Raw genomic sequence first — 25,345 nt, 5'->3', positions numbered from 1 at the left:
CTCACTCTCCGGAGTTCGCGGCGCGGATCAGCTCGTCCACGTCCATGTCGTCGACCAGGTCGTCGTCGATCGGGCCGTCGTCAGCCGGGCCGTCGTCGTCCGCGGCCTCTTCCGGCAGGTCGCCGGGAGGATCGGCCGGTGCCTCGTCGGCCGGGGCGAGCATGTCGTTCAGCCGCCGGGCGAGGTCCGTGGGCGTCGGGCAGTCGAAGATGACGGTCGCGGGCAGCCGCAGGCCGGTCGCCCCGGCGAGCCGGTTGCGCAGCTCGACGGCGGTGAGCGAGTCGAAGCCCATCTCGACGAAGCCGCGGTCGACGTCCAGCGCGGACGCCGAGCCGTGGCCCAGCACCGCGGCGGACTGCTTCCTGACCAGCACCACGAGCGCCTGCCGCCGCTCGCCCGCCGTCATCCCGGCGAACTGCTCGGCGCCGCCCGGTGCGGCGGCCGGACCCGAGGCCGCGGTGCGCGCGGGCCCGGTGCGGCGCGGCGCGAGCAGCCGCATCACCGGCGGCAGCGTGCCCGCGGCGTCCTGGGCGCGCAGCGCCTCGCGGTCGATGTGCGCGGTCACCACCAGCGGCTCGGCGGCGCGGGCGCCCTGGTCGAAGAGGGCCAGGCCCTCGGCGGCGGACATGGCCCGCGCACCCGAGCGGGAGAGCCGGTCCCGGTCCTGGGCGTTCATCTGCCCGGTCAGCGCGCTGTCGTTGGCCCACAGGCCCCAGGCGAGCGAGCTGCCCGCCTGGCCGCGCGAGCGGCGGACGGCGGCGAGGGTGTCCAGGAAGACGTTCGCGGCGCCGTAGTTGGCCTGCCCGGGGTTGCCGAGGAGCCCCGCGGCGGAGGAGTACATGACGAACATGCCGAGGTCGAGGTCGGCGGTCAGCTCGTCGAGGTGGACGGCGGCGTCGACCTTGGGCCGCAGCACGGGCGCGAGCCGGTCGGGGGTGAGCGAGCCGAGGACCGTGTCGTCCAGGACGCCCGCGGTGTGCACGACGGCGGTGAGCGGGTGCCCGGCGGGCAGCCCGCCGAGCAGCGCGGCGAGCGCGTCCCGGTCGGCGATGTCGCACGCGGCCACCCGCGCCTCGGCGCCCAACGCGGCCAGCTCCGCGACCAGTTCGGCCGCGCCCGGCGCGTCCGGGCCCTGCCGGCTGGCGAGCACCAGGTGGCGCATGCCCCACGGCCCGGCGAGGTGCTTGGCGACCAGGGCGCCGAGCGTTCCGGTGCCGCCGGTGACCAGGACGGTGCCCTCGGGATCGGGCGCGGGCGGGACGGTCAGGACGAGCTTGCCGGTGTGCTTGGCCTGCGCCATGTGGCGGAAGGCGGCGGACGCGTCGCGTACGTCCCAGGTGCGGACGGGCAGCGGCGCGAGCGCGCCGTCCCGCAGCAGGGCGACGACCTCGGCGAGCGTGTCCCGTACGGTCTGCGGGCTCATGTCCGGCACGAGGTCGACCGGTGTGTAGACGACGCCGGGGAATTCCGCGGCGACCTGCGCGGGGTCGCGCCGGTCGGTCTTGCCCAGTTCGACGAAATGCCCGCCGTTCGGCAGCACCCGCATCCCCGCGCCGACGAGGTCGCCGGTCAGCGAGTTGAGGACGGTGTCCACGCCCGCGCCGCCGGTGGCGGCGAGGATCCGGTCGGCGAAGTCGGAATCCCGCGAGGAGGCGAGGTGCGCGTCGTCCAGGCCCATGAGCCGCAGCGTGTCGTGCTTGCCGGGGCTCGCGGTGGCGAAGACCTCGGCGCCCAGGTGCCGGGCGATCCGGACGGCCGCGGTGCCGACGCCGCCGGCCGCCGCGTGGATCAGGACGCGCTGCCCGGCGCGCAGCCGCGCCACCGCGGTGAGCGCGAACCAGGCGGTGAGGTAGGCGGACGGGACCGCGGCCGCCTGCTCGAAGGTCCAGCCCGCGGGCATCGGCACGACCCAGCGGTGGTCGGTGACGGCCTCGGTGGCGAAGGCGCGCGGCATCAGGCCGAGGACCCGGTCGCCCGGCTTCAGGCCGGTCACACCGGAGCCGACCGCGGCGACCGTGCCCGCGCCCTCGCCGCCGATGAACAGGCCGTCGTCCGGCGGCAGTCCGAGCGCGACGAGCAGATCGTGGAAGGCGATGCCGGCGGCGCGGACCCGTACGCGCACCTGGTCGGGCGCGAGCGCTTCCGCGGTGTCCGGGCAGGGCACGGCGGTGATGGCGTCCAGGACGCCGGCCGGGTCGGGTTCCAGCCGCCAGCGCCCGCCGAGCGGCGGGGTCAGCCGGCCCTGCGGGGTGCCCGTCGCCGCGAGCCGCGGGACGAGCGGCGCGCCGCCGCGGATCGCGAGCTGCGGCTCGTCACCGGCGAGGGCGTGCACGAGGGCGGTGGCCCATTCGTCCTCGTCGAGGTCGACGAGGACGATCCGCCCGGGGTTCTCGGCCTGCGCGGAGCGGACCAGGCCCCAGACCGGGGAGGCGGCCAGGTCGTAGATCGCGTCGTCCTCGCCCGCCGGGAGGGCCCGGCGGGTGATGACGACGAGCCGGGTGTCGGCCGTCCGCTCGCTGTCCAGCCAGGCCTGGAGGTCGCCGAGGACGGAGGCGGTGAGGTCGAGCGCCGCGCCGGGCAGCGCCGCCCCGGGTGCCTTGGCGCAGCAGAGCACCGCGATGCGGGGGGCGGCCGCGCCGCCGTCGAGGGCGCCCAGCAGGGCGGCCAGGTCCGGGTGGGCGGTGAGGTCCACCCCGGCGCCCGGCAGCGCGCCGGTCAGGCCGAAGGCGTCCTCGCCGACGAGCGCCCAGTCGCCCGCGGCGCTTTCCGCGGGGGTCGGCAGCGGCACCCAGTCGAGCCGGAAGAGCGAGCGGCCCGCGGGGTTCGCGGCGGTCGCCAGCGCCTCGGCGGACACCGGCCGGGTGACGAGGCGTTCGACGGCGAGGACGGGCTCGCCGGTCTCGTCGGCGGCGGTCAGCGCGACCGCGCCCGTACCGGCCGGGGAGATGCGGACGCGCAGGGTGCGGGCGCCGGACGCGAGGAGCCGGACGCCCGCGAGGCTGAACGGCAGCCGTACGGTGCGGCCCTGCCCGTCGCCCTGGTCGGCGTGGGGCGCCAGGACCATGGCGTGCAGGGCGGCGTCGAGCAGGGCCGGGTGCATGCCGTAGCGGCCTGCCTCGTCCTGCACGCCCGCGGGCGGCGTCACCTCGGCGTAGACCTCGTCGCCGCGCAGCCAGGCGCGGGCCAGGCCCTGGAAGGACGGGCCGTAGGTGTAGCCGGCCTCGGCCCCGGCGGCGTAGAAGGACTCCTGGTCCATCGCGACCGGTTCGGCGCCGGGCGGCGGCCAGGCCGCGAGCGGCGCCGGGTCGGGGCCTTCGGCCGCGGTGAGCAGCGCGGAGGCGTGCCGCGTCCACTCGCCGTCCTGGCCCTCGGGCCGGGAGTAGACGGCGAGCGGCCGCTGCCCGGTGCCGTCGGGGGCGCCCACCATGAGCTGGAGGCGGACGGCTTCGGTGCCGCGCAGCAGCAGCGGGGCCTCCAGGGTCAGTTCCTCGACGCGCGGGCAGCCCGCCTCGGCCCCCGCGCGCAGGGCGAGTTCGGCGAAGCCGGTGCCGGGCAGCAGGGCCACGCCGTTGACGGCGTGGTCGGCGAGCCAGGGGCGGGTGGCGGTGGAGAGCCGTCCGGTGAGGACCAGGCCGCCGCTGTCGGCGAGTTCGACGGCGGCGCCCAGCAGCGGGTGGTCCGGGGTGCCCACGCCGAGGCCGGCGGGGTCGACGGCGGCGCGCTCCTCCTCCAGCCAGAACCGCTGCCGGTCGAAGGCGTAGGTCGGCAGCGGGACGGACCGGCCGCCGGGGAGCAGCCTGCCCCAGTCCAGCTCGGCGCCGTTGGCCCAGGCCTCGGCGAGGGAGGCGGTGAAGCGGGCCATGCCGCCCTCGTCGCGGCGCAGCGAGCCGACGGTGACGGGCTCGGCGGGGTCGTCCGCGGACACCGCGGTGTCCATGACGGCGGCGGTGAGCACGGGGTGCGGGGTGACCTCGACGAACATGCTGAAGCCGTTGTCCAGCAGCGCCCTGGTGGCGCGGGCGAAGAGCACCGGCTCGCGCAGGTTGCGGAACCAGTACCCGGCGTCCAGCTCGGTGGTGTCGAGCGGTTCGCCGGTCACCGCGCTGTAGAAGGGGATGCGGGCGCGCTGCGGGGCGATGCCCCTGAGCTTGGCCAGCAGGTCCTCGCGCATCGGCTCGACCTGCGGCGAGTGGGAGGCGTAGGTGACCTCGATGCGGCGGATGCGGATGCCGCGCCGCTCGCACTCCTCGGTCAGCTCGTCGAGGTCGGCGGTCTCGCCCGCGACGACGACCTGCGAGGGGCTGTTGACGGTCGCGATGGTGAGGCGTCCCCCGGCGGGGGCGAGGAGTTCGGCCGCCAGCCGCTCGTCCGCCTGGAGCGAGGCCATGCCGGACGAGCCGGTCAGCCGGGTGATCGCCAGCGAGCGCACGGCGACGATCCGCGCGGCGTCCTCCAGCGACAGCGCCCCGGCCACGTGGGCGGCGGCGATCTCGCCCTGGGAGTGGCCGACGACGGCCGCCGGGTTCACCCCGTAGTGCTGCCACAGCCGGGCGAGAGAGACCATCACGGCGAAGAGCGCGGGCTGGACGACGTCGACCCGCTCCAGGCCCGGCGCCCCCGCGGCCTGCCGGAGCACGCCGGTGAGCGACCAGTCGGTGTAGGGGGCGAGGGCCTGCTCGCACTCGCGGATGCTGCTCGCGAACTCCGGTGAGGTGTCCAGGAGTTCGGCGGCCATACCGGCCCACTGGGAGCCCTGCCCGGGGAAGACGAACACGACACGCGGCTTGCGGCGCGCGATGCCGTGCACGAGCCCGGGGTCGGGCTCGCCGTCGGCCAGCCGGGCGAGCCCGGCGATCCGGTCGGCGGGGCCCCCTGCCGCGCCGCCCAGCACCACCGCGCGGTGCGGCAGCGCGGCGCGGCTCGCGGCCAGGCTCCAGCCGACGTCGCGGGGCAGCGGTCCGGCGGCGCCGGGCCCGGCCGCGAGGGCCTCGGCCAGCTTGCCCGCCTGCTGCCGCAGCCCGGCCGCGGAGGCCGCCGAGACGGGCCACAGCACGGGCGGGGCGGCGGGCGCGGCGACGTCCGTCCCGGATTCCGGTGCGGCGGGCGCCTGTTCGAGGATGAGGTGGACGTTGGTGCCGCTCACACCGAAGGAGGAGACGCCCGCGCGCCGCGGGTGGTCGTCGGCGGGCCACGGCTGCGCCTTGACGGTCAGCTCGACCGCGCCCGCCGTCCAGTCGACCTTGGTGCTGGGCTCGTCGACGTGCAGCGTCGCCGGGATGGTGCCGTGCCGCATGGACAGCACCATCTTCAGCACGCCGACCGCGCCGGCCGCGGCCTGCGTGTGGCCGATGTTGGACTTGCCCGAGCCGAGCAGCAGCGGCTTCCCGGCCGGGCGGTCCTGGCCGTACGTCGCGAGCAGCGCCTGCGCCTCGATCGGGTCGCCCAGCGTGGTGCCCGTGCCGTGCGCCTCGACGACGTCCACGTCCCGCAGCGTCAGACCCGCGTTGGCGACGGCCTGCCGGATGACCCGCTGCTGGGAGGGGCCGTTGGGCGCGGTCAGGCCGTTGGAGGCGCCGTCCTGGTTCATCGCGGAGCCGCGGATCACCGCGAGCACCTCGTGGCCCTGGCTGCGGGCCAGCGACAGCGGCATGACCAGCAGCAGGCCGAGGCCCTCGGAGAAGCCGGTGCCGTCGGCGGCCTCCGCGAAGGCCTTGCAGCGCCCGTCCGGGGACAGCGCGCGCTGCCGGCTGAACTCGACGAAGACCTTCGGGCTGGAGATCACCGAGACACCGCCCGCGACCGCCATCGTGCACTCGCCCGCGCGCAGCGCCTGGCAGGCCATGTGCAGCGACACCAGCGCCGACGAGCACGCGGTGTCGATGGTCACCGCCGGGCCCTCCAGCCCGAAGAAGTACGACACCCGGCCCGAGATGACGGCCGGTGTGCTGCCCGTGACGGCGTACCCCTCGGCGCTGGCGGGTGCCAGCGGCGCGCCGGTCGCGTAGTCGGTGGGCCCGGCGCCGACGAAGACGCCGGTACGGCTGCCGCGCACGCTCTGCGGGTCGATCCCGGCGTTCTCGAACAGCTCCCAGGCGCCCTCCAGCAGCAGCCGCTGCCGCGGGTCCATCGTGACGGCCTCGCGCGGCGAGATCCCGAAGAACTCCGCGTCGAAGTCGGCGGCGTCGTCCAGGAAGGCGCTCTCGCTGACGTACGAGGTGCCGAGCCGGTCCGGGTCGGCGTCGAACAGCCCGTCCAGCTCCCAGCCGCGGTCCGTGGGGAAGCCGGACACCGCGTCGCGGCCCTCGGCCAGCAGCCGCCAGTATTCGTCCGGCGTGGTCACCCCGCCCGGCAGCCGGCAGGACATGCCCACGATCGCCATCGGCTCGTCCGCCCCGAAGATGTTCTCCGACGCGACGGCCGCCTCCTGCGCGGCGGCCGCGCCGGGCGCCATCTCCAGCAGGCAGCCCGCGACGGCCGCGGCGGTCGGGTAGTCGAAGGCGACGGACGCGGGCAGCGTCAGCCCGGTCGCGGTGTTCAGCCGGGTGCGGAACTCCACCGCGGTGACGGAGTCCGAGCCCATCTCGGTGAAGGGCCGGTCGGGGTCGACGTCGGCCGCCTTGGCGAAGCCGAGCACGGCCGCGGCCTCGGTACGGACCAGGTCCAGCACCGCCCACTCGCGCTCCGACTCCGGTGTGCCGGCGAGCAGCCGGGCCAGCGCGCTGTCGCCCGCCTCCGCCGCGGCCTGCGGCGCGGCGCCCCGGACCTCCGGGAGCGCGTCGAGGAAGGGCCGGGGGCGGGCGGCGGTGTAGAGCGGGGCGAAGCGGTCCCAGTCGACGTCGGCGACGGCCACGGACGGCTCGTCCCGGTCGAGCACCTGCCGCAGCGCCGCGAGCGCCTGCGCCGGGTCCAGCAGCGGCAGGCCCTGGCGCTCGGACTGGCTGGTGAACATCTCCTGCACCTCGGAATCCCCGGCGTCGTCGCCGAAGGCGTTCCAGAAGCTCCAGGCGACCGCCGTACCGGCCTGGCCGCGGGCGCGGCGGCGGGTGGCGAGGGCGTCGAGGTAGCCGTCGGCGGCGGCGAAGGCGCCGTTCTCCGCGGCGCCCCACACGCCCGCGACGGAGGAGAACAGCACGAAGGCGTCCACCTCGGCCGCGTGCTCGCCGTCCAGCAGTTCGTCGAGCACGCGCGCGCCGGTCGCCTTGGCCCGCAGGGTGCCCGCGAGCCGCGCGAGCGACGTACCGGCGAGCGGGCCGGGCTCGGGGACGACGGCCGCGTGCAGCACGGTGCGCACCGGGCGCCCGGCGGCGCGGGCCTCCGCCAGCAGGGCGGCCGTCGCGGCCGGGTCGGCCACGTCGGCGGCGGTGAGCGTCACCGCGGCTCCGGCGCGGACGAGTTCGGCCTCCAGTTCGGCCGCGCCCGGGGCGTCGGGGCCGCGCAGGCTCGCCAGGATCACGTGCTCGGCGCCGGACGCCGCGAGCCAGCGGGCCAGCCGGCGGCCGAGCCGCCCGGTGCCGCCGGTGACGAGCACGCTGCCGCCGGGCCGCCAGGTGCGCGGGGCGGGGCGCTCGGCCACCGGGTCGCGCACCAGCCGGCGGACGAGCACGCCGCTGTCCCGTACGGCCACGTGGTCCTCGGCGCCCAGGCCGCCGCCCAGCACCGCGCACAGCGTGGCGAGGTGCTCCGCGCCGGGCGCGGCGGGCAGGTCGACCAGGCCGCCCCAGCGCTGCGGGGCCTCCAGGCCCGCGACCCGGGCCATGCCCCAGACCTGGGCCTGCTCGGGCGCGGTCAGGTCGCCGTCCCCGGCGCCCACCGCGCCCGCGGTCACGCACCACACGGGCACGTCGGCCGCGGCGTCGCCGAGCGCCTGCACGAGGGCCAGCGTCGCCGCCGTCCCGGCGGGCACGTCGGCGAAGTCGCCGTGCGGGCGGCCGTCCAGCGCGAGCAGCGACAGCACGCCCGCGGCCTGCGCGGCGTCCGCGCCGCGCAGCAGACCGGCGAACTGCTCGCGGCCGTCGCGCGCCGCGTCCAGGGCGAGCGGTACGACCTCGGCGCCGCCCGCTGCCAGGGCCGCGCCCGCGGCCTGCGCGAGCGCCTGCCCCTCCCCCTCGGCGGAGGCCAGGACCAGCCAGCGGCCGGTGGGCGGGGCGTCGGCGGGGGCCGCGGCGGGCTGCCACTCGACGCGGTAGCGCCAGGCGTCGAGTTCGCGCGCGGCGAGGTCCGGGATGTCCGTCGGCTCCGGCTCGCGCCCGGCGAAGGCGGGCCGCCAGTCGACGGGGGCGCCCAGCGCGTACGCGTCGGCGAGGGCGGCGTGGAAGCGGGCGGTGCCGCCGTCGTCGCGGCGCAGGGTGCCCAGGGCGCGCGCGCCGCCGCCCGCACGCTCGGCGGTCTCCTCGACGGCGGGGGTCAGCACCGGGTGCGGGCTGGCCTCGACGAGCAGGGTGTGCCCGTCGGCGAGCAGCGCGCCGACCGCCTCCTCGAAGCGGACGCGCTCGCGAAGGCTGTAGTACCAGTAGTCCGCGCCGAGTTCGGCGGTGTCGAGCAGCCCGCCGGTCGCGGAGGAGTAGAACGGCACGCGCGCCGGGCGGGGCGTGATGCCCGCGAGGACCACGGCGAGCCGTTCGCGGATCTGCTCCACGTGCGGCGAGTGCGAGGCGTAGTCGACGTCGACCCGGCGGAAGCGGATGCCGCCGCGTTCGCACACGTCGGCCATCTCGTCGAGCGCGTCCACGTCGCCCGCGACCACGGTGCTGGCCGGGCCGTTGACCGCGGCGACCGACAGCCGCCCGGCGAAGCGCTCCAGGATCGCGGTGACGGCGTCCTCGCCGAGCGCGACCGAGGCCATGCCGCCCTGGCCCTCCATCCGGGCCAGCTCGGCGCTGCGCAGCGCCACCACCCGCGCGGCGTCCCGCAGCGACAGCGCCCCCGCGACGTACGCGGCGGCGATCTCCCCCTGCGAGTGCCCGACGACGGCGGCGGGTTCGACCCCGTACGCCCGCCACAGCGCGGCGAGCGAGACCATCACGGCGAAGAGGGTGGGCTGCACGACGTCGACCCGGTCGAGCCCGGCGGCACCGGGCGCGTCCGCGACGACATCGGCGAGCGACCAGTCCGTGAACTCCGCAAGCGCGTCATGGCATGCGCGCATCTGCGCGGCGAACGCGGGCTCCGCGCCCATGAGTTCCCGCGCCATCCCGGCCCACTGGGCCCCCTGCCCGGGAAACACCAGCGCGACCTTCGCGGCCCCGCCCGCCCCTTGGTACAGGTGCGCACCGGCCCGCCCCTCGACGAGCGCGGCGAGCGCGTCACCGAACCCCTTGCCGTCCCCGGCCATGACGACCGCGCGGTACGCGCCGAACGCGCTGTCCGCGCCTGCGAGTTCGACACCGGCGCCGGGCACGTCGGCGTCGGCCGACGCACGGCGCCCCGGTACGGCAACACCCGGCGTCGCGCCGGGCTCGGGCGCCGCGCCGAACGCGCCGGACGCGCCCGCGAGTTCCGCACCGGCGCCGGGCACGGCAGCCTCCGCCGCAGCACCAGCGCCGGGCACGGCGGCGTCCGCCGACGCACGGGTCTCGGGCACGGCAGGGTTCGCCGCACCGGCGCCGGGCTGGTCCGTGTCCGCCGACGTACGGGCTTCGGGCTCGGTGGCGTCCGCCGGTGCACGGGTCCCGGGCACGGTGGCATGCGCCGCACCCGCCCCGGGCCGGGCGACGTCCGCCGCAGCACCGGCGCCGGACACGTCGGCGTCGGCCGATGTACGGCGCCCCGGCACGGCAACACCCGGCGTCGCGCCGGGCTCGGAAGCCGCGCCGAACGCACCGGACGCGCCCGCGAGTTCCGCACCGGCGCCGGGCACGGCGGCCTCCGGGGCCACGGCGAGGTGCGCCGCCTGTGCCAGGGCCGCGCCCACCGCTGCCGGGTCGGTTCCGGGGGTTGCCGCGGTCGCGGCGAGGGCGGCGGCGCGGGCGCGGAGGCCGGTGGCGCTGGCTGCGGACAGGACCCAGGGGATGCGGGCGGCGCCGGGGAGTTCGGCTGCGTCGCGGTACCAGTGGCGCTGGTGCTGCCAGGGGTACGCGGGGAGGCTCACCGGGGGGCGGGTGGGCTTCGCCGGTGGGGGGACGGCTCCGGCCGCGAGGAGGGACGCGGCCGTTGCCGCGAGGCGGTCCAGGGGGTCGGCGGCGTCCTCGGTCGGCGCGGCGAGGGCGGCCAGGGCCGCCGGGAGGTCGCGGGGCAGTACGTCGACGAGGACGTCCACGCCCTCCGCCGCCAGGTCCGCCGCGAGTGTCGCGGACAGCTCCGCGGGCGCGCCGCGGCGGGCGCGGGCGGCGAGGTCGCCGGGCTTGGCGGCGGGCGCCGCGCCGTCCGCGGGGATCTCGGGGACGGCGGCGGGGCGCAGCGCGGCACTCGACTCCTGCCCGGCGGCGAGCCGCAGCGCGTCGTCGAGGTCGAGCCGCCCCGCGGCCCAGGCGGCGCCGAGTTCGCCCGCGCCCTGGCCGGTCACGGCGTCCGGCGCGAGGCCGACGGAGGTCCACAGCCGGGCGGCGGCCACGTGGTGGCACAGCAGGTAGGCAGCCGCGAGCGCGGCGGGCGGCTCGCCGAACGGGTCGACCCGCGCGCCGGTCAGCGCGGCCAGCCGCTCCGCGCAGGCGCGCAGCGCGTCGGCGTACTCCGGTACGGCGGCGAGCTGTTCGCGCAGGGCCGGGGACGGCGGCTCGGCCCCGTAGAGGAAGCCGGTGGCGCGCTCCACGCCGTCCGGGACCTGGCCGCTCCGGGTGGCGGGCGTGCTGCCGCCGCGGGCGGCGACCTCCAGGGCCGCGGCCAGCGACTCGGCGTCGCGGCCGGTGACGGCGAGCCGGTGGCCCAGCCAGGAGCGGCGGTAGGCGGCGGTGAGGACGATGTCGTCCACCTCCGCCGGAGCGGCGCGCAGCCGCGCGGCGAGCCGCCCGGCCGCCTGCCGCAGCGCGGGTTCGGCCGCCGCGGTGACCATCAGGACGTACGGGGCGCGGCGCGGCGGCAGCGCGGGCGGCGCCGGGGCCGCGGGTGGCTGCTCGACGACGACGTGCGCGTTGCTGCCGGTGAAGCCGAAGGCGCTGACGCCCGCGCGCCGCGGGTGGCCGCGCTCGGGCCAGGCGCGGCGCGAGGTCACGACGGAGACCGGGAGGGTGTCCCAGTCGATGTGCGAGGAGGGCCGGTTGAGCGGCTGCGGCGGCAACTCGCCGCGGTGCACGGCGAGGACGACCTTGAGCAGGCCGGTGACGCCGGCGGCGGCCTCCAGGTGGCCGACGCTCGCCTTCGCCGCGCCGATCAGCAGGTCCTCGTCCGCGCCGCGCCCGGAGCCGAGCGCCTCGGCGAGCGCGCGCACCTCGATCGGGTCGCCCAGCGGGGTGCCGGTTCCGTGCGCCTCGACGTAGTCGACGTCGCGCGGGGCCCAGCCCGCGGCCCGCACGGCGCGCCGGATGACGGCGACCTGCGCGGAGGCGTTGGGTACGGTCATGCCGCCGCTGGCACCGTCCTGGTTGACGGCCGAGCCGCGGATCACGGCGTAGACGCGGTCGCCGTCCCGCCGGGCGGCGGACAGCGGCTTGAGGACGAGGGCGGCCGCGCCCTCGCCGCGGCCGTAGCCGTCCGCGGCCTCGTCGAAGGTCTTGCAGCGCCCGTCCGGGGCGAGCGCGCCCGCGCCCGCCATGGACACGGACACGGTGGGCGCGGCGATGACGTTGGCGCCGCCGACGACGGCGACCTCGCAGTCCCCCTCGCGCAGGCCCTGGCAGGCCAGGTGCACGGCCGTCAGCGAGGACGAGCACGCGGTGTCCACGGCGATGCTCGGGCCGTTCAGCCCGAGGAAGTACGACAGCCGGCCCACGGCGGCGGCGAAGGTCGTGCCGGTGCCGTAGAAGTGGTCGACGTCGGCCATGTCGCGGGTCAGCAGCTGCTGGTAGTCGGCGGTGTTGAGGCCGAAGTAGACGCCGACGTCCTTGCCCGCCTGCGCGGCGGGCGGGGTGCCCGCGTCCTCCATCGCCTCCCAGGAGACCTCCAGCAGCAGCCGGTGCTGCGGGTCGAGCGCCTTCGCCTCGCGCGGCGAGACGCGGAAGAACGGCGCGTCGAAGCCGGTGACGTCGTCGAGGAAGCCGCCGCGCAGCGGTACGCCGGGCGCGGCCTCGGCCCACATCGGGTCGGCGCGGCGCGCGGCGGGCAGGTCGCGTACGGCGTCGCGGCCCTCGGTGAGCATCGCCCAGAACTGCTCGGGCGAATTCGCGCCGGGCAGCCGGCACGCCATGCCGACGACGGCGACGGCGTCGTCCTCCGCCTCCGGGGCGTCGGCGGGAGCCGCCGCGCCCCGCGCGGGGCCGTCCTGCGGTGCGGCCTCGGCGAGGTACGCCGCGAGCGCCTCGACGGTCGGCTGCTCGAAGACGATCGTGGTGGGCAGCTCCACGCCGAAGTCGGCGGCGAGGCGGTCGCGCAGCTCGACGGCGGTGAGCGAGTCCAGTCCCTGGTCGAACAGCCCGCGGCGGCGCGCGGGCCGCTCCCCCTCGCCGAACCCGAGCACGGCGACGACATGCTCCTCGACCCGCCGCAGCACCCCGCCGTTCCCCCGCACCCGCCCGCCACCGGTGGCAGGGGCGTGGGCCGGGGAGACGCCGGCGGCGCCGTGGCCGTCGAGCGGGCCGCCGTTGACGGCGCCCGAACCCGCCGCGTAGGCACCGCCGTTGACAGCGCCCGAACCCCCGGCGTGACCCGCGCGGTTGGCGGCGCCCGAACCTGCAGCGTCACCGGCCCCGTTGGCGGCTCGCGAGCCGTTCGCCAGCATCCCGCCGCTCGCGGGGCCGGCGCCGTTCGCGGCACCCGAACCGCCCGCAGGACCTGAGCCGTTGGCGACGCCGGTGTCGTTCGCGTGACCGCCGCCGTTCGCGGCACCCGAACCAGCGGTGTAGCCCGCGCCGTTGGCTGCGCCCGAGCCGTCCGCCAGGACGCCACCGTGCGCGCGGCCGGCGCCGTCGGCAACGCCCGTACCGTTCGCGGCACCCGAACCACCCGCGTATCCCGCGGCGTCAGCCGCGCCCGCGGCCCCCGCCGGATGCGCCAGCATCTCGCCGATGACGCGCCCCGCGTCGTCCAGCAGGCTCAGCCGCACCTGCGCCGGGGCCGCCGCGGCCGCGGCCGCGAGGCCCTGGTCGCCGGGCTCGACGCCCGGGAGCCAGTGGTGGGCGCCGCCCCAGGACGGGGTGGGGAGGGAGCGGTAGCGGGCGGGGGTGCCCGTGAGTCGGGTCCAGTCGACCTCGACGCCGCCCACGTGGAGCCCCGCGGCGGTGCGGTGCAGGGCGAGGAGGCCGTCCTCGCCGCGGCGCAGGGTCGCGGTGACCGGGGCGCGGCGGCCGCGGTGCCGTACGGCGTCGGTGAGCTGCCGGGTCAGGGTGGGGTGCGGGCCGATCTCGACGAGGGCCCGCTCGCCCTCGGCGAGCAGCGCGTCGACCGCAGGCCACAGCAGCACGGGGTCGGTGAGGTTGCGCTCCCAGTAGGCGGCGTCGAAGGTGACGCCCGCCTCGCCGGGCAGGACGCTGGAGAGCAGCCGCACCGCGGGCGCCGCGGGGGCCAGACCGGCGAGCGCCTCCCGCAGCAGGGGGCCGCAGTCGGCGACCACCGGGCTGTGGAAGGCGTAGTCGCCGGCCAGCTTCTTACATCGGATGCCGCGTGCCTCGGCGATCGCCGCCGCCCGGTCGACCGCGTCGGCGGGCCCGCTGAGGACGACCGCCCCGGGCCCGTTGACGGCGGCGACCACGACGCCGGGCCCGGCGTCGGCGAGCAGCGCCTCGGCCGTCTCGCGGTCGGTGCGGACGGCGAGCATCGCGCCGCGGCCCGCCGTCTCCTGGAGGATCTGCCCGCGCCGGACGGCGAGCGTGACGGCCTCGCCGCGGGTGAGCGCGCCCGCGGCGTGCGCGGCGGCGATCTCCCCGACGCTGTGGCCGACCACGGCGGCGGGCCGGATCCCGGCCGAGGCGAGCCATTCCGTCACGGCCGACTGGACGGCGAGCAGCGCGGGTTGCGCGTAGTCGGTGCGGTCGAGGCGGCTGCCCTCGGTGCGCCGCAGCTCCTCGACGAGCGACCAGGGCAGGTCCTGCCGGATCAGCGCGTCGTATTCGTCGAGGACGTCGCGGACGACGGGCGAGGCCTCGTACAGGTCGGCGGCCATGCCCGCCCACTGGGCGCCCTGGCCGGAGTAGACGAAGACCGGTTCGGGGGTGTTCTCGGGGTCGGCGGTCCCGGTACGGGCGCCTTCGGCGTCGTCGTCGGCGAGGGCCGCGGCCAGTTCCGCCGGGCTCGCGGCCACCGCGGCGAAGCGGTGCCGCTCGTGGGTGCGCCGGGTGGCGGCGGAGGCGAGCAGGTCGCCGGGCGTGTCCCCCTCGGCGGCGAGCCGCGCGCGCATCCCGGCGAGCTGCCCGGCCAGGCCCTCCTCGTGGAAGGCGGAGGCGAGCAGGACGTACGGGCCGGCCGCGGGCTCGGGGGCGGCGGAGGCGGAGGCGGGGGCGACGCCCTCGGCGATGACGTGGACGTTGGTGCCGCTGAGCCCGGACGAGCTGACGCCGACCCGCAGCGGGCGGCCGGTCTCCGCGAGGTCGACGGGGCTGACGGGCACCGCCATCGCGCCGCGGTCCCACGGCACCGCGGAGGTGAGCCGGCCGGGGTCGGGCTGCGCGGGCACCTCCTGGGAGCCGATCACCCACAGGCCCTTGAGCAGGCCGGCGACGCCCGCGGCGCCGTCGGTGTGGCCGAAGACGCCCTTGTTGGAGCCGACGTAGAGCGGCCGCAGCCCGGCCTCGCGCGGGCGGCCGTAGACCTCGTGCAGCGCCATCAGCTCGACCTGGTCGCCGAGCGGGGTGCCGGTGCCGTGCGCCTCCACGTAGTCGAGGTCGGACGCGGCGAGCCCGGCGGCGCCGAGTGCGGTGTGCAGCAGCTCGGCCTGGGCGGCGCCGTTGGGGGCGGTGATGCCGAGGCTGCGGCCGTCGTGGTTGGCGGCGGAGGAGCGGATGACGGCGTAAACGCGGTCGTGGTCGGCGAGCGCGTCGGACAGCCGCTTGAGGACGACGACGCCGCAGCCCTCGGAGCGCAGGATGCCGTCGGCGTCGGCCGCGAAGGGGCGGCAGCGGCCGGTCGGCGAGATCGCGCCGATGCGGTTCATGAAGACGGTCAGCTCGGGCGACATCATGAGGTTGACGCCGCCCGCGAGCACGACGTCGGTCTCGCCGGAGCGCAGGCTCTGGCCCGCCAGGTGCACCGCGAGCAGCGAGGAGGAGCACGCGACGCTGAGCGAGGCCATCGGCCCGCGCAGGTCGAAGGTGTAGGCGAGGCGGCCCGCGGCGAAGCTGAACTCGTTGCCGCTGCCGTAGTGCGGGCCGATGCCCTGGACGCCGAGCGTCTTGCTGTGCAGCGTCGCGTAGTCGTGGGCGAAGAGGCCGAAGTACGCGCCCGTGCGGGTGCCGCGCCAGGCGTCGGCGGGGCGCCCGGAGTCGCTCATCGCCTCCCACGCCACTTCGAGCAGCAGCCGCTGCTGGGGGTCCATCGCGGCCGCCTCGCGGGGCGAGATCCCGAACCAGGCGGCGTCGAAGCGGTCGATGTCGTCGAGGAAGCCGCCCCGGTGGGTGGCGTTCTCGTCCTGGCGGGCGGCCTCCCGGCTCCAGCGGGTCGCGGGGACCTCGGTGAAGACGGGTGCCGCGGATCTCAGGGTGGCGCCGAAGGAGTCGAAGTCGTGTACCCCGCCCGGGTAGCGGCAACCGATGCCGACGACGGCGATCGGTTCGGCCTGCGGAGGGGTCGGGCTCGTCAGCGGTCGTTCAGCCATTGAAGAATTCCTTGCTCTACAATGATCATCCGCAATTCGGCATCGGGATCCCCGGGGACACCGAAGGGGGCGACCGATGGATGAGCCGCACCTCGCGGGGTCCGGCTACGTCGTCGTCTGGGTGGCGGCGGGCGATCCGCCCGGCGTTCCGGACGGTCTCCAGGAGCGCGCCGCGGTCTACCGCGGGACGCGCGCCGCCGCGCATCGCCTCGGCCGGCAGCTCGTCGCGGCGTACACGTCATGTCCGCCGGAGCAGCAGGCCTGGGAGCGCGACGCGCGGGGGCGCCCGCTGGTCGTCGGCCTCGGCGGCCTGCACGTGAGCCTCAGCCACGCGGACGGCGTGGTGGCGGCGGCGCTGGCGTGGGACGGCCCGGTCGGGGTGGACGTCGAGCGGCTGCGGCCGCTGCCGGACCGCGGCGCGCTCGCCCGTACCGCACTCGCCGGCAGCGAGCGCGCGGCCGTCGACGCCCTGCCCGAGGAGCTGCGGGACGCGCAGCTGCTCCGTTTCTGGACGCGCAAGGAGGCGGTCGCCAAGGCGCTGGGCAGCGGGCTGGCCACCCACTTGCGCGGCATCGTCACGACGGCCCATGGCGCTGTGGTGTCCCTTCCCGACGGGTGCGGTGAGCTCTCCGCGTGGTCGCTGGCCGATCTCCCCGCGCCGGGCGGTGTGCTCGCCTCGGTCGCGGTCCGGGCGCCGGGCGTACGGGCGGTGGCCCGCACGCCGGCGCTCCCCGCGGACCCGGACCGGCCCCCGGGCGGGGGCGCGGCGGGGCCGCGGGGCTGACGGGGCGCGCCGCCTACAGAGTCGGCGCGAGCACCGGGGCGCGCAGGGTGCCCAGGTAGGAGTGCCACAGGTGCGTCGGGTCGTTCTCGACGGCGAGGACCGTCTCGCGCATGACGCGCAGCACCTCGGGCTCGTCGCCGTCGTAGACGTCGCCCTGGAGCAGCCGGACGACGTCCAGCCGGTAGCGGGGGTCGGCCACGAAGGTGGTGAAGAGGATGTTCAGCCGGTAGTAGACCGAGATGAACTGGTACCAGTTGCGCACACCGCTGCGGATCTTCTTCTCGTAGCCGGCGAAGGCGGCCTTGGAGAAGTCGCCGGTCTCGTTGGCCCTGACGATGTCGGCGCAGGCCAGCCGGGCGCTGTTGAGGGCGACGCTGACGCCGCTGGAGAAGATCGGGTCGACGAACCGGGCGGCGTCGCCGAGCAGCACGAAGCGGTCGCCGGTCAGCTCGGTCATGGCGTAGCTGTAGTCGGCCTCGACCGTGAAGTCCTTGACCTGGGTGGTCTTCTGCAGCGCCTCGTGGAGGTCGGGGCGGCTCTCCAGGAAGCTCCAGAAGAACTTCTCCCGGTCCATGTTCGCCTTGGCGAACTGGGACTTCTGCGTCACGACGCCGATGCTGGTGACGGTGTCGGTGATGGGGATCTGCCAGACCCAGGTGTCGCTGATCGGCAGGAAGTGGATGTAGATGTAGTCGACCTTCTCGGGGCTGTTGGCGACCGCCGAGCGGTCCAGGCCCTCGAACCAGCCGTGGATGGCGTACTGGTCGAAGACCGGGTCGGGCTCCTTGAGGCCGAGCTGGCGGCCGAGCAGGGTCTGCCGTCCGGAGGCGTCGATCACCATCTTCGCGGTGACGTCGATCTCCTTGGGGCCGACCTTGACGTTCAGCGTGACCTGGTCGGGGTCGGAGAAGTCCACCCGCATCGCGCGGACGCCCTGGAAGACCTTGGCGCCCAGGCTCTCGGCGTGCTTGAGCAGGATGAGGTCGAACTTGCTGCGGTCGACGTGGAAGGTGTAGTCGCGGTCCACGCCGTCCTGGTCGCGCTCGCTGAACAGGATGTCGGCGGTGCCCAGTTCGTGGGTGAAGGTGGTCGTCGCGCTGCCGCTGACGTTGCGCGGCATGGAGGACGTCCACGCGGCGCCGTACTTGCGCGGGAAGCCGGCCGCCTCGATCTTCGGCATCGCGCCGGTCTCCAGCAGCACCCGGGTGGTGGCCGGGACGAGCGACTCGCCCACGTGCGGGCGGGGGAAGTTGGCGCCCTCGAAGACCGCGACCGACATCCCGGCCTTGGCGAGGTAGGAGGCGGCGCTGGAACCGGCGGGGCCGCCGCCGACGATCACGACGTCGTAGTCGGTACTCATGGGCTCTCAGACACCTTCCGTCGGGAGGGGGAGCAGGCCGGACACGAGCTTGGTGATGGCGGCGATGTCCCGGAAGTTCGCTGCGTTGATCGACGACAGCGGCACGTCCACGCGCAGCTCCTCGCGCAGGAAGTTCAGCAGGAGCGCGCTGTTCATCGAGTTGAGGACCTCCCACTCCAGGAGCGGGGTGGACTCGGTCAGCTCGCCCTTGGGGTCGCCGTCGAGAAAGGTCTCGCTGATGAAGGCCGTGATGCGCTGCTTGACCTCATCGGGTGTCATTGCGGGGTCCCTTCCGCCGGGAGGTGGTCGTCGTGCTCGGGGTCATGGGTTCTTCGCCTCCGGCCGTGCGGCGCGCGCCGCCAGCGCCGGGCGGTCGATCTTGCCGTTGCCGTTCCTGGGCAGCGGCGCCAGGATCCGCACCTCGTCCGCGACCATGTAGCGCGGCAGGTGCTGGGACAGGTGCCGGCGCAGGGCCAGGGTGCCCAGCTCGCTGCCGGGCCGCGGGGCGGCGAAGACGACCAGCCGGGTGTCGACGCCCTCGCCGGCCGCCACGGCGGCGGCCTCGGCGACATCTGGGTGGTTCTCCAGCACCGCTTCGACCTCGCCGAGTTCGACGCGGTGGCCGCGGATCTTGACCATGTGGTCGCGCCGCCCGACGTAGTCGAAGCCGCCGCCGGGCAGGACCCGGACCAGGTCGCCGGTGCGGTAGGTGCCGGCGTGCGGGGGGTGGCCCCAGTAGCCGGCCATCACCGTCGGGCCGTCCACCAGCAGCTCGCCCTCCTCGCCGACGCCGGCCGTGCCGCCGTCGGCGCGCACCGCCCACACCCGGTCGCCGCTCGCGGGGATGCCGATCGGGACGGGCCGGTCGCGGTCCAGGTCGGCCTTGGTGACCTCGTGGAAGGTGCACACGTTGGTCTCGGTGGGCCCGTAGAGGTTCATCAGCCGGGCGCCGGTCCAGGCGGCCAGCTCCCGCAGGGGGGCGATCGGGAAGGGCTCGCCCGCGAAGAGCACGGTGTGCAGCGCCTCGGGGGCGGGGCGGTCGAGCAGCCCGCCGTACCGCATCATCACCGCGAGGGCGGACGGCACGGAATACCAGACGGTGACGGCCTGGGTGTGCAGGTAGTCGACGAGCTGGGCCGGGGCGAAGGACAGCTCCGGCGGGACGAGGTGGACGGACGCCCCGGCCCGGAAGGCGACGTAGAGGTCGAGCACCGACAGGTCGAACGCGAAGGGCGCGTGGTTGGCGAACCGGTCCTCGCCGTCCGGCTGCACGACCCCGTGCGCCCAGTCGACGAACGCCAGCGCGTTGCCGTGCGTCAGGCACACGCCCTTGGGGGTGCCGGTGGAGCCCGAGGTGTAGAGGATGTACGCCAGGTCGCCGGGCTCCGTCGCGGTGTTGACGGGGGGCGCGGGGTGCAGCGGCGCGTCGAGGTCGTCGAGCGCGGTGCCCGGCTCCAGCTCGCCGGTGAGCCGCGGTATCCGGTCGCCGGTCGTCATGACGGCGCGGGCCGCGCAGTCCCGGGCGATGGTGGCGACGCGGTGCACGGGGCTGCTGCCGTCGACGGGCACGTACGCGGCGCCGAGCCGCAGCACGGCCTGCATCGCGGCCACCACCGCGGGGCTCTTGGCCGCCCACAGCACGACCCGGTCCCCGCGCCGGACGCCCAGCCGGGCCAGCCGGGCGGCCATCGCGTCGGCGGCGGCGTCGAGTTCGGCGTAGCTGAGGCCGCCGTCCGGGCCGGTCACGGCCAGGGCGCCGGGGCGGCGGGCGGCGGCGTCCACGACGAGCTGGTGGAGGGTCACAGCCCGGTCTCCCTCGCGATGAGTTCGAGCTGGATCTCGGTCGTCCCGGAGAAGATCGTGGTGGGCAGGCAGTCGCGCAGCTGCTGGTCGATCCCGGCGCCGGCCACGTAGCCGGCCGAGCCGAACAGCTGTACCGCGTCGAGGCTGTTGGCGACCGCGGCCTCGGACACGGCGGTCTTCGCCATGGCGATGGCGGTGACGTCGGTGCGGCCCGCGTCGAGCAGCCAGCAGGCGCGGTAGAGCAGCAGCCGGGCGCTCTCCAGCCGCAGCCGCATCCGGGCGACGCGGTGCGAGACGGCCTGGAAGCCGGCGATCTTCCGCCCGAACTGCCGCCGCTCGGTGGTGTGCCGTACGCACTCGGCGAGCTGGCGCTCCATCAGGCCGAGGTAGGCGGCGAACAGGCAGCCGCGCTCCCACGCCATGGAGTGCTGGAAGATCGCCCCGCCGCTGCCCTCGGCCCCCAGCAGGTAGCGGTCCGGGACCACGCAGCCCTCGAAGCGCACCCGCGCGGCGAGGCAGCCGTCGAGCCCCATCTTCGGCAGCGGCTCCCCGACGGTGATGCCGTCGAGGTCGCGCGGCACGGCGAAGGCCGAGATGCCCAGGAAGCCCGCGGCCGGGTCGGTGACCGCGTAGGTGACGAAGACGTCGGCGACGGGGGCGTTGCTGACGAAGGACTTCTCCCCGTCGAGCACGTAGCCGCCCTCGGTGCGCGTCGCGGTGGTCCGGATGCGCCCGACGTCGGAGCCGGCCTCGTCCTCGGTCATGGCGTTGCCGGCGATGACGTCGCCCGCCGCCATCCCCGCGAGCATGTCCCGGGCGCCCGCGGCCCCGAACTCCCCCACGGGCACGGCGCACGACAGCAGGTGCGCGGCGATGCCGAAGACCAGCCCGGTGTCGGGGCAGGCGGCGCCGAAGGCCTCCAGGGCCAGCGCGGTGTCCAGCGCGCCGAGGCCCGACCCGCCGTACTCCTCGGGCAGGCACAGCCCGGTCAGGCCGCTGCCGGCGATGTTCTTCCACGCCAGGCGGACCAGTTCCGGATCCGTGGTGGTCTCGTGCGCGGCCAGCCGCTTGGCGACTGCGGCGGTGACGGCGGCGCGGCGCTCGATCTGAGTCGGTGACAGCTCGAAGTCCATCGGTCAGACGTTTTCCGGTGCGTATTCAATCGCTGTCAATTCAATCCCACCTCGATTGCCGTGCCCAGAAAATGAAGGTGCCGCGACTGTGGTATTTCTGGTCCGACACACCAGGTAACGCTAGTTTCCGGTGACAGGAACCCCAACCCTTACCCGACCCTTAAAGGGGGAGGGGGGCGCTAGGGGTACGGTAGGGGTGGCCCCGGCGGAATGGGCGCCGTAGCGTCCCGCCGGGTCAGAGCGCCGCCGAGATCACGTCGAACACCCCGGCCCGGCAGTCCTCCAGGTAGAAGTGGCCGCCGGGGAAGGTGCGCAGGGCGAAGCGGCCGCTGGTGTGCTGCGCCCAGGCGTGGGCGTCGTCGACCGAGGCCTTCGGGTCGGTGTCGCCGATCAGCGCGGTGATGTCGCAGGCCAGCGGGGGTACGGGGGCGTAGCGGTAGGTCTCGACGGCGGTGTAGTCGGCGCGGACGGTCGGCAGGACCAGCTCCAGCAGCTCCGGATCCGCCAGGACGCGCGGGTCGGTGCCGCCCAGCCTGCGCATCTCCGCGACCAGCGCGGCCGTGCTCGCCCGGTGCAGCTCCTCGTGCCGGGTCCGGTGCGGTGCCCGGCGCCCGGAGACGAACAGGTGCACCGGGCCGGGCAGCCCGTCCCGGGCGATCCGGGCGGCCGTCTCGAAGGCGAGGACCGCGCCCATGCTGTGGCCGAAGAAGGCGTACGGTTCGGCCAGTTGCGGGGCCAGGGCCTCGTGGATGCGGTCGGCCAGCTCGGGGATGCTGCGCAGGTGCGGCTCGGCGCCCCGGTCCTGGCGGCCGGGGTACTGGAGGGCCAGCACCTCGACGTCGCGCAGCGAGCGCGACCAGGGGTAGAAGTAGCTGGCGGCGCCGCCCGCGTGCGGGAAGCAGAACAGCCGCACGCCGTCGGACGCCTGGCGGTAGCCGCGGACCCAGCCGCCGGTGTCGATATCTGTCACAGCAATCGCCTTTCCCGTGTGTCACGGAACAGCCGATCCTCCGGCCGTATCAGACCCTATAGGCCGCATTTAACGGCGCGGACCCCTATCCGGCCCCTATTTTCCCGGCCCCGCATTGCCCGGTCCCCGGCGCCGCTCCTACGGTCGGAATTCCACGGCACGGCAGCGGGACTCCGCAGGCGGGACGGGCGAATGGTCGGCATGGAAGAAATTACCGCGCTACTGGAACGGCAGTGGCATTTCCCCGACCGGGCGGACGACGCCGCCCTGGCCCGGCTGTGGGGACTGGCCGCCGACCGGGGCTGCTTCGGCCCGCACTCCGCGGGCGGCCTCCCGGACACCGTGGCCCTGGTCCGCGCCACCGGGGCGGCCGGGTGCCCGCTGCCGCTCATGGACGCCCTCGCCGCCGCCGAACTGCTCGGGCAGGCCTCCGCGTTCACCGGCCGCGTCGCCGCGGGCGAGGTCCGGATCCTGGTGGCCGCGGGCGGACCGCAGACCGCGGAGGTGCCCTTCGCCGAGGCCGGGACGGCCGCCACGCACGTCCTGGTGCTGCCGCCGGGTGGCGGCCTCGCGTCCGTACGGCCGGTGGACTTCGCGGTGCCGCTGCCCGGGCTGGCCTCCCCCGCCTGGGCCAGGCTGCGGCTCGGGGCGCCGGAGGCGGTCGCGGACGTCGGCGCCGAGGCCGCCGCGCGGGCGTTCTCGCTGCTGCGGCTGGCGCTCGCGGTACGGGCGACGGCCGCCGCCCGGCGTACGCACGACCGGTCCCTGGCCCATGCGAAGGTCCGCCGCCAGTTCGGCCGGGCGATCGGCGGCTTCGGGGCGGTGCAGCAGCGGGCGGCGGCCCGCGAGATCGAGCTGACCGCGGGCGAGCTGCTGCTGGCGGACGCGGTCCGGCGCCACGCGGCGGGCGCCCCCGAAGCGGCCCTGGCCACCGAGCTGGCGGTGCACCACGCGGCCTCCTGCGCACCGCGCGCCCAGGTGCACGCCCATCACACCCTCGGCGCGAACGCCTACTTCGAGGAGGACGAGGCCGCCTGGCTCTTCCGCCGGGTGCACGCCGACGTCGCCCTGCTGCCGGCCCTGCCGCCGCCGTACGGCACCGCCGCCGACATCCTGACCGGCGGGTCCGCGGCCCTGCCCGCCGTGGACGCGACCGAACCGGCGGCGCGGATGCGCGAGGAGGTCCGCGCCTTCTGCGCGGCGAACCGCACCGCGGGCGGACTGCTGACCAAGGGTGAGGACCCGGCGCTGGTGGCGGCGCTGGCCGCGCGGCAGTGGCTCGGCATGGTCTGGCCCGCCGCCGAGGGCGGGCGCGGCGCCGGGGTCAGCGAGCAGATGGCGCTGCAGAACGAGATCGCCTACCACCAGATGCCCGTCGGGGTCCCGGTGGCCGCGGTCTCGGTGGTCGGCGCGCCCCTGGTCAAGTACGGCACGCCCGAGCAGAAGGCGGAGCACCTGCCGCGTATCCGGGAGGGCGCGCTCACCTTCTGCCTGGGCTACAGCGAGCCCGAGGCCAGCTCCGACCTGGCCGCGCTCACCACCACGGCGGTACGGGACGGCGACGGCTGGGTCATCAACGGGACGAAGTCGTGGATCGGCAACGCCGAGTCGGCCGAGTACATCTGGCTCGCCGCGCGGACCGACCCGGACGCCGCGCTGCCGCTCGCCGGGATCAGCATGTTCATGGTCCCGATGGCGACCGCGGGCATCAGGACCGAGCCGCACCAGGCACTGTCGGGGCAGGTGTGCAGCACGGTGCGGTTCGAGGACGCCCGGGTGGCCGGCAGCGCCCTCGTGGGGCCGGTCAACCGCGGCTGGCAGGTCATCACGGACACGCTCGCGCACGAACGGTTGTTGCTTGCAAGTGAATTGGCCGGAATGTCACGTCGTCAGTTCGACGAGACCCTGGCGGCCGTCCGCGCCGACCCGGCGGGCACGGCGGGCCCGCCCGGATCGCACCGCCGGGAACTGCTGAGCGGGATGGCGGCCCAGGTACAGGCGGTGCAGGTGTTGCTCGCCGACGCGGCGAGAAAGGCCGAATCCGGCGCCGTGCACACCGCCCGGCTGGCGTCGGCGCTGGCGGGCGTGCTCGCGGCGGAGGCGGTGGAGCGGGTCAGCCGGGACGCGCTGGACGTGCTGGGCCCCGCAGCTGTCCTCGGTTCGCCGGACGCCCCCGGGGCGGGCGCGGTCGAGGAGGGCCTGCGGGTGTCCGTCCTGGCGTTCCTCGGCGGGGGGACGAACGATGTGCAGCGCGGTCTCGTCGCGCGCAGCCTCGGCCTGAGCTGAGCGCCGCCCCCGGACCCTCTCGCGGGCCCGCGGCCGCGTCACATCGCGTGACGCGGCCGCGGCCGCGGCTGCCGGGCGCTGCGGGCAGGGCGCCGGATCACATGCCGTAGCTGGGGGCACCCGGCAGGCCGCCGGCGCCCAGGCGCTCGAAGCGCTCCTGCACGTTGGCCGCGAACGCCTGCTGCTCGGGGCCGGAGTGCGCCTGCCCGGTGGTGTTCATGGCCACCGTCAGCACGCCGCTCACGGACGCGCCGGGCGACGTCCGCACCGGAGTGCAGAGGAAGTTGAAGTTCTGCGGCGCCGGGTCGTCGTAGGTCATGACGGACGCCTGGTTGATGATGGTGGGCGCGCCGGAGCGGAAGGCCTCGTCCATCGCGTTGAAGACGCCGACGGAGTCCAGGCCGGGCAGCACCTGACGGCCGGGGCTGAACTGCGGGACCATGCCGAAGGCGGCGCCCTGCCGGCCGTTGGCGTAGCGCAGCAGGTGCTCGGAGCCCTCGGTGAGCATGATCGGGAAGGGCGCGCCGTCGAAGACCGCGAAGAGCTCCTGCTGCTGCGCCAGCAGGCTGTCGCGCAGCTTGAACTCCGACAGCAGGGTCTCGGACAGCTCCTGCATGCCCGCGCGCAGCTTGCGGTCCCATGCGCGCGGCTTGGTGTCGGCGACGCAGACGGTGCCGAGGATCATGCCGGTGTTGTCGACCAGCGGGGTGCCCAGGTAGGAGCGCACGCCCATGTCGTTGACCAGCGGGTTGCCCTTGAATCGCGGGTAGTCGAAGACGTCTTCCAGGGCGAGCTGGGAGCCCTGCGCCACCACGTGGGGGCAGAAGCCGTAGTCGCCGGGGGCCTCCCGCGCCATGTGGCTCAGGTCGAAGACGATGCCGCCCTGGCCGGGGGCCTCGTCGTCGGCGCCGCTGGGGACGTACATCCCGCGGAACATCTGCTGTTCGTCGTTGATGAAGTTGACCATGGCCAGGGGGGACTGCGTGAAAGTGGCCGCCAACCTGGCGACGCGGTCGAAGGTGGCCTCCGCGTCGACGGTGTTCAGGCCGAGAATCTGCAGTCTCAACTTCCGCTGTTCGCCCGCGAGTCGGGCCTGATCGGAGGACAAGGGATCCATGGCACCAGATCAAATCAGAAGAGCCGCTCCGACGGATCACCCCTTCCGATATTGTCC

Annotated in this window: 9 protein-coding genes; 2 read left to right on the top strand and 7 right to left on the bottom strand. The window is 76.0% G+C overall.

Annotated elements, in window-relative coordinates; all coding sequences use genetic code 11:
* Nucleotide 1: 1 nt before the first annotated feature.
* A complete protein-coding gene (locus ACH4SL_RS14020) occupies nt 2–15,835 on the bottom strand; it encodes an SDR family NAD(P)-dependent oxidoreductase (RefSeq protein ID WP_398444866.1) in 15,834 nt (5,277 codons plus the stop codon).
* A 76-nt stretch (nt 15,836–15,911) separates the two neighbouring features.
* Here ACH4SL_RS14020 and ACH4SL_RS14015 point away from each other — a divergent pair, with 76 nt between their 5' ends.
* Nucleotides 15,912–16,619: a 4'-phosphopantetheinyl transferase family protein gene (locus tag ACH4SL_RS14015; protein WP_398444863.1), complete on the top strand. Its 708-nt coding sequence runs from the start codon at nt 15,912–15,914 to the stop codon at nt 16,617–16,619.
* 13 nt (nt 16,620–16,632) lie between these two features.
* Here the strand turns inward: ACH4SL_RS14015 and ACH4SL_RS14010 are convergent, their stop codons facing one another.
* The 5 genes from ACH4SL_RS14010 to ACH4SL_RS13990 all read right to left on the bottom strand — a co-directional run bounded on the left by ACH4SL_RS14010 (nt 16,633) and on the right by ACH4SL_RS13990 (nt 21,885).
* A complete protein-coding gene (locus ACH4SL_RS14010) occupies nt 16,633–17,979 on the bottom strand; it encodes an NAD(P)/FAD-dependent oxidoreductase (RefSeq protein WP_398444861.1) in 1,347 nt (448 codons plus the stop codon).
* Nucleotides 17,980–17,985: 6 nt separating this feature from the next.
* On the bottom strand, nt 17,986–18,258 hold the full coding sequence (locus ACH4SL_RS14005; protein WP_031522765.1) for an acyl carrier protein: 273 nt from the start codon (nt 18,256–18,258) through the stop codon (nt 17,986–17,988).
* A gap of 42 nt (nt 18,259–18,300) precedes the next feature.
* Nucleotides 18,301–19,782 (bottom strand): amino acid adenylation domain-containing protein, encoded by a 1,482-nt coding sequence (locus ACH4SL_RS14000; protein ID WP_398444859.1) that lies wholly within the window; start codon nt 19,780–19,782, stop codon nt 18,301–18,303.
* The gene (locus tag ACH4SL_RS13995) at nt 19,779–20,915 is read right to left on the bottom strand and encodes an acyl-CoA dehydrogenase family protein (protein WP_398444857.1); all 1,137 of its coding nucleotides are present in this window, start codon (nt 20,913–20,915) and stop codon (nt 19,779–19,781) included. The genes ACH4SL_RS14000 and ACH4SL_RS13995 overlap by 4 nt, the downstream gene beginning before the upstream one ends.
* A 235-nt stretch (nt 20,916–21,150) precedes the next feature.
* Complete coding sequence (locus tag ACH4SL_RS13990) at nt 21,151–21,885, bottom strand: thioesterase II family protein (protein ID WP_398444855.1); 735 nt, start codon at nt 21,883–21,885, stop codon at nt 21,151–21,153.
* 201 nt (nt 21,886–22,086) lie between these two features.
* On the opposite strand from ACH4SL_RS13990, the gene ACH4SL_RS13985 reads away from it, so the two are divergent.
* A complete protein-coding gene (locus tag ACH4SL_RS13985; RefSeq protein ID WP_398444853.1) occupies nt 22,087–24,171 on the top strand; it encodes an acyl-CoA dehydrogenase family protein in 2,085 nt (694 codons plus the stop codon).
* A gap of 97 nt (nt 24,172–24,268) precedes the next feature.
* Here the strand turns inward: ACH4SL_RS13985 and ACH4SL_RS13980 are convergent, their stop codons facing one another.
* Nucleotides 24,269–25,237, bottom strand: coding sequence for a GAF domain-containing protein (locus ACH4SL_RS13980; RefSeq protein ID WP_398444851.1), 969 nt, complete (start codon nt 25,235–25,237; stop codon nt 24,269–24,271).
* Nucleotides 25,238–25,345: the final 108 nt, after the last annotated feature.

The organism is Streptomyces sp. NPDC021020, from assembly GCF_044333285.1.
Taxonomy (GTDB): domain Bacteria; phylum Actinomycetota; class Actinomycetes; order Streptomycetales; family Streptomycetaceae; genus Actinacidiphila.
The sequence above is the reverse complement of the archived record's forward strand: the minus strand, read 5'-3'. Positions and strand labels throughout refer to the sequence as shown.

What these genes read in the sequence shown, in the direction of transcription:
- ACH4SL_RS14020 (WP_398444866.1), bottom strand. Translation starts at nt 15,835, where the DNA reads ATGGCTGAACGACCGCTGACGAGCCCGACCCCTCCGCAGGCCGAACCG.
- ACH4SL_RS14015 (WP_398444863.1), top strand. Translation starts at nt 15,912, where the DNA reads ATGGATGAGCCGCACCTCGCGGGGTCCGGCTACGTCGTCGTCTGGGTG.
- ACH4SL_RS14010 (WP_398444861.1), bottom strand. Translation starts at nt 17,979, where the DNA reads ATGAGTACCGACTACGACGTCGTGATCGTCGGCGGCGGCCCCGCCGGT.
- ACH4SL_RS14005 (WP_031522765.1), bottom strand. Translation starts at nt 18,258, where the DNA reads ATGACACCCGATGAGGTCAAGCAGCGCATCACGGCCTTCATCAGCGAG.
- ACH4SL_RS13995 (WP_398444857.1), bottom strand. Translation starts at nt 20,915, where the DNA reads ATGGACTTCGAGCTGTCACCGACTCAGATCGAGCGCCGCGCCGCCGTC.
- ACH4SL_RS13985 (WP_398444853.1), top strand. Translation starts at nt 22,087, where the DNA reads ATGGAAGAAATTACCGCGCTACTGGAACGGCAGTGGCATTTCCCCGAC.